Source organism: Lactobacillus nasalidis, from assembly GCF_016587775.1.
In the GTDB taxonomy this organism is placed as follows: domain Bacteria; phylum Bacillota; class Bacilli; order Lactobacillales; family Lactobacillaceae; genus Lactobacillus; species Lactobacillus nasalidis.
The window spans coordinates 1-4748 of sequence record NZ_BOCG01000644.1 but is presented as its reverse complement, the minus strand read 5'-3'; the positions used below and the strand labels follow the sequence as shown (position 1 = coordinate 4748).

Annotated in this window: 5 protein-coding genes; 1 reads left to right on the top strand and 4 read right to left on the bottom strand. The window is 53.9% G+C overall.

The features are described 5' to 3' along the window. Window positions 1–531: APC family permease (locus lacNas_RS12225; RefSeq protein WP_201346902.1), on the top strand; the 531-nt coding region annotated here is incomplete at its 5' end. 52 nt (window positions 532–583) lie between these two features. On the opposite strand, the gene hpt is transcribed toward lacNas_RS12225, so the two are convergent. From hpt to lacNas_RS12205, 4 genes are all read right to left on the bottom strand, one after another. After that, window positions 584–1156 carry a hypoxanthine phosphoribosyltransferase gene (hpt, locus tag lacNas_RS12220; RefSeq protein ID WP_201331449.1) on the bottom strand — a complete coding sequence of 191 codons (573 nt, stop codon included), beginning with the start codon at window positions 1154–1156 and terminating at the stop codon, window positions 584–586. A 107-nt stretch (window positions 1157–1263) separates the two neighbouring features. Further along, window positions 1264–2610: a hemolysin family protein gene (locus tag lacNas_RS12215; protein ID WP_201331448.1), complete on the bottom strand. Its 1347-nt coding sequence runs from the start codon at window positions 2608–2610 to the stop codon at window positions 1264–1266. A gap of 146 nt (window positions 2611–2756) precedes the next feature. Next, window positions 2757–3653, bottom strand: coding sequence for a class C sortase (locus tag lacNas_RS12210; RefSeq protein WP_201331447.1), 897 nt, complete (start codon window positions 3651–3653; stop codon window positions 2757–2759). Window positions 3654–3682: 29 nt separating this feature from the next. Further along, window positions 3683–4687, bottom strand: coding sequence for an MSCRAMM family protein (locus tag lacNas_RS12205; protein ID WP_201331446.1), 1005 nt, complete (start codon window positions 4685–4687; stop codon window positions 3683–3685). Window positions 4688–4748: the final 61 nt, after the last annotated feature.

Genomic DNA, 4748 nt, shown 5'->3' with positions numbered 1-4748 from the left:
AACAGCAACACCGCCTACTATGCTTCCTTGAAGCTCTTCGGCCAAGCCGGCGGCAAGATCGTCACTGTCGGCATCCTGCTCTCGGTTTACGGGGCCTGCAACGGCTTCATGCTTACAGGGATGCGGACGCCGTATATTCTGGCCCAGGCAGACCGGCTGCCCGGTTCACAGAAGCTGGCCAAGACCTCAGTCAGAAGCGGGGTGCCGGTCTTCTCGGCCCTGCTGGTCAACGCCATTGCCTTGATCATGATCTCGCTGGGGAACTTCGAAGTGCTGACCGACATGCTGGTCTTTGTCATGTGGACCTTCACCACCCTCCTGTCGATCGCCGTCTTGCTGCTCAGAAAAAGAGAACCGGAACTCAAGCGGCCATTCAAGACGCCGGCTTATCCGGTAATTCCGCTGATTTCCATCATCGGCGGCCTGTTCATCGTCGTGATGACGGTGATCAACCAGTTTGCCTTGTCCGTGATCGGCCTGGGCATCACCCTGCTGGGCCTGCCGGTCTATTACTGGAAAAAACTCCACTAAAAAAGACATCGTCTGCAAGCAGATGATGTCTTTTTTGCTCTTTTGCCTTGATTTAGTCGTGTTCGTGCTGGCTGCTGAATTCTTCAACGACTTCCGGCTTGATGACGCCGATGTATGGCAGGTTCCGGTAAAGGCCGGCAAAGTCCATCCCGTAGCCGATGACGAATTCGTTGCCCACGTGCGTGCCGTAGTATTCAACGTCCACGTCAGTAGTCCGGCGGGCCGTCTTGTTCAGCAGGACGCAGCACTTGACTGAGTTGGCCCCGCGGCTGAGCATCTCGTCTTTCATGAACTTCAAAGTCAGGCCAGTGTCCACGATGTCTTCAACGATCAGCACGTCCCGGCCAGTAACGTCGGCTTCCAGATCGTGGGTAACGGTGATCTTGCCGCTTGATTCAGTCCCGTTGCCGTAGCTGGAGACGTCAATAAAGTCAAGATCGCAAGGCAAGTCCATTTCCCGCAGGAGGTCAGTCAAGAAGAAGATGGCCCCTTTCAAAGCGCCAACGACCAGAACCCGTTTGCCGGCATAGTCCTTGGTCAGCTGCTGGCCAAGGCGCTTGGTCATTTCGGCAATGTCTTCCTCGCTGTACAACTTGTGATCAACTGCGTCATGAATACTTTTCATTAGATTTCCTCGATTGCTAATTGTTTCAAATTTGTATATTCAGATTATAACATTAATTGACCAAAAAAGAACGCCTTTTAGCTAAAAGTCGTTCCTTTTTAAGAATCTTATTCTTCTTTTTGGGCTTGATCGTCTGTATTTAGCTCCTCAACGATAAACCAGCGCATGAACCCCTGCTGGATATCCGCCAAAGTAAAGCGGTAGCCTTCCAGCTCGATTGACTCTTCCTTCTTCAAATCCGGGTAGCGTTCCATCATGTAGCCGCCAATGGTGATGATGTCGCTGTTTTGGAAGCTCTTGAGATTGCGGTGGAAGTAGCGCTCAAAGTCATACAGGGTCGTCTTCCCGGAAACATGGATCTTGCCGTCGGTCCCCTTGATGATGTAGTCATCGGAAACGTCGTCGATTTCGTCCTTGACTGAGCCGAAGAGCTCTTCATAGATGTCCTTGTCCGTTACGATCCCGCTGGTGCCGCCGTATTCATCGACCACCAGAACGATTGGGGTATGCTTGCTGATCATGAGGCGCAGGATGTCCTGGATCGGCATTGACTCAGGCACGGTGATGATGGTCCGGTTGACCCGGGTCACCGGCACCTGGTCGTCCACCCGGCTTTGCTGCACGATGTCATAAGCATAGACATAGCCGACCACGTCGTCCTTGTCGTTTTCGCGCACGACCGGAAAACGGCTGTAGCCGTCGTCCAGGTACTTGGTCAAAGCCGTCTTGATGCTTTCACTGGCATCCAGAACCGTCAGCCGGGTCCGGTCGGTCATGATGTCCTTGGCCGTCTTGTCGTTGAGCTGGAAGGCTCTTTCCATGTAGGTCAGGTCTTCCTTGTCCAGAGCCCCGCCATGCACCGCGTTTTTGCTCAAGCGGATGATTTCAGACTGCGAGTAGACCTGGTTTTCTTCATCAGCCGGCTTAAAGCCCATGATCCGCAGAATTCCGGCGGAGCTGGCATTCAGCAGCCAGACGAAGGGATAAACCAGCGTGTGAAAGAGGTGCAGGGGGGTGACGATCCACATCAGCATCTTGACTGGAGCGTCGATGGCGATGTTTTTCGGCACGACTTCCGTCAAAACGACTTCCAAATAAGTCAGCACGATCACCCCGATCAAGGCGCCGATCGAGTTGACCAGGTTTCTGGACAGCGGCGTCAAGGCCAGCAGTCTTTCAAAAATGGTGGCCAGAGTATCCGCCCCGAACCAGCCAAGGATGACCCCGACCAGGGTGGTGCCGACCTGGGTGGTCGACAGGTACTCATTCAAATTATGTGACATGTGCAGGGCCCTTTGCAGTTTCTTGACATTCCCCTGCCCATTGGCGATCATGTCCTCCAGCTGGCTGGGCCGGACCTGCACCAGCGCGAATTCAGCCGCGACAAAGAAGGCGGCAAAAACAAAAATCACAACTATTGCTAACAAATTAATCCAGATTTGTGTTGTCGTCACTGTAACTCACCTAATTAACTCTAATTGAACTATTTACCTTTATTCTATCATCATTTGCAGAGTTTTTTTCACAAAGGATGCCAATCCTGGAAAATATTAAACGGGCTGCCCGCGCTTAAGCGGACGGCCCGTTTGTTTCATGCCTTTTATTCTTTCTTTTCTGCCTGGCCGGCTTGCTTGCCAGCCTGCTTTTTCTTCCGTCTTCTTCTGTGCCAGAAGAAAATAATGATAGCCAGCAGTGGCAGAAGGACCGCGATGGCGATCCATATGAGCCGGTTCTGGCTCTGCTCGTTGGCCTTCTTTTCCGACTTCGGGTTGTAAGGGATCCGGTAGCCGGTCACCAGCAAACGGTGAGTGTTGATCATGTACGGCGTGCAGGTCATCAAGGTGCAGAGGTCCTTGCCCTTGACGATCTTGAGCTTGTCCACCTGGGTCGGCTTGATCACTTCAATCTTGTAGACCTTGTAGGCCAGCACCTGGCCAAGGTTGTGAACGTAGAAGACGTCCCCTTTTTTCAACCGCGGCAGGTCCGTGAACAAGCGCGAGTTAGGCAGGCCCCGGTGCCCGGTCAGAACTGCCCGCGTGCTCTTGCCGCCAACAGGCAGCGAGGAGCCGGCCAGGTGGCCGATCCCTTTTTGCAGGACGGACTCGCTGGTACCGGCATAGATCGGCAGCTCCTGGTGCAGCTTGGGCAGGTCGATATAGCCGATGTTTTCATGAAGCTCCAGCATCTTGGCATAAGCCGCTACCCCAGCCTTCTTTTCCGACTTGCTGAAGGGGTCGCTGACGCTGGACTGCTGGCCCGGCGACAGCAGGGAGGCATTGTAGGCCCTAGCCAGCCGGAGCCGCTTTTTGACTTCAATGGAGGAGAGGTTGTTGGCCGCCTTCTGGAAGGACTGCACCTTTTGGTGGGACAGCCAGAAGTTGTAGGCCTGGGTCGACAAAGGATAGCCCAGAAGGCCAAGACCAACCACTAAAAGCAAAATAAAGGGCCAGATTGGCCCCTTTTTATTATTTTGCTGCTTTTTTGCTTGTTTGTTCATTATATCTGCATATCTGCTTTCTGTTCAACTTACTTGCGCCGTCTGCTCTTGGCAGCCATGATCAGGCCGGTCAAAACCAAGAGTGAGCCAAGCAGGATGGCCAGCCAGCTGAAGACTTCACCGGTCTGCGGGAGCAAGCCGCCTTTTTTACTGCTGCTGCTGCTAGTGGCCGGCACGTTTGGCTTCTGCGGATTGGTCGGCACCTTTGGCCGGCTGGAGCTGGAGCTGGAGCTTGAACTTGAGCTCGAGCTGGACTTCTTCGGCACAGTCGGCTCGTCCGGATTGGTCGGGACGGTCGGCCGGTAGTTCTTCACGGTCACGTATGCCGTCTGCCCGGCCTTGACAGTGAAGCGCTGCGGGGAAGAATTTTTAACGTAAGGTGAAACCGTAGCCTGCTCGACAAAGTAGTAATTGCCGGCCGGCAAGCCGGTCACCTTGATGAGCCCGTTCTTGTCCGTCAAGAGCAAACGCGAATCCCGGTCATCCGTTGACAATTTGCCCAGGGCATCTACCCTAAGGGGAAGACTGGTGCCTTCTTGATAAAGGTAGAAACTGACTCCTGACAGAGCCTTGCCCTTGGAAGTTTTGCTGTCATAACCCAGCTTGGTCAGCTGAACTTGGCCGGTGGTTGCTTCAGTCTTGAGGTAGACCGTCTGCTGGTTGCTGCTGTTTGTCGGCAGGGTCAGCAAAATCGGCTGCACCGTCACGCCCGGCTTGGTCAATTCCCGGATGTAATAACGACCAGGGGATAAAGAAAGCTTGAGCTGACTTTGACCAGCGGCCATTTTTTCTTGGAAAACGGCCTGGCTGCTCTGATCCAGCTCCTCGCTGGTCTGCTTATTCAAGTCAGCCAGCTTGGCCTCGTCGTCAACCAGCCAGCCCTTAAACACAAAACTGGTAGACTGGTCTGGGTTGGAGTTGACCAGAGTCAGCTCCTGGCTGGCCGCCTGCGCCCGTCCGGCCGTAAAAAACAGCCCGAACAAGACTAACAGCCAGCCGAGGCTGAAGCGGCCACGCCGCAAAAGAGTCGCCATAGTTGAATCTCCCTTCTCCCGTCGGCTGTCATGCTTGCCGACACTTCCTAATCTCATTTAA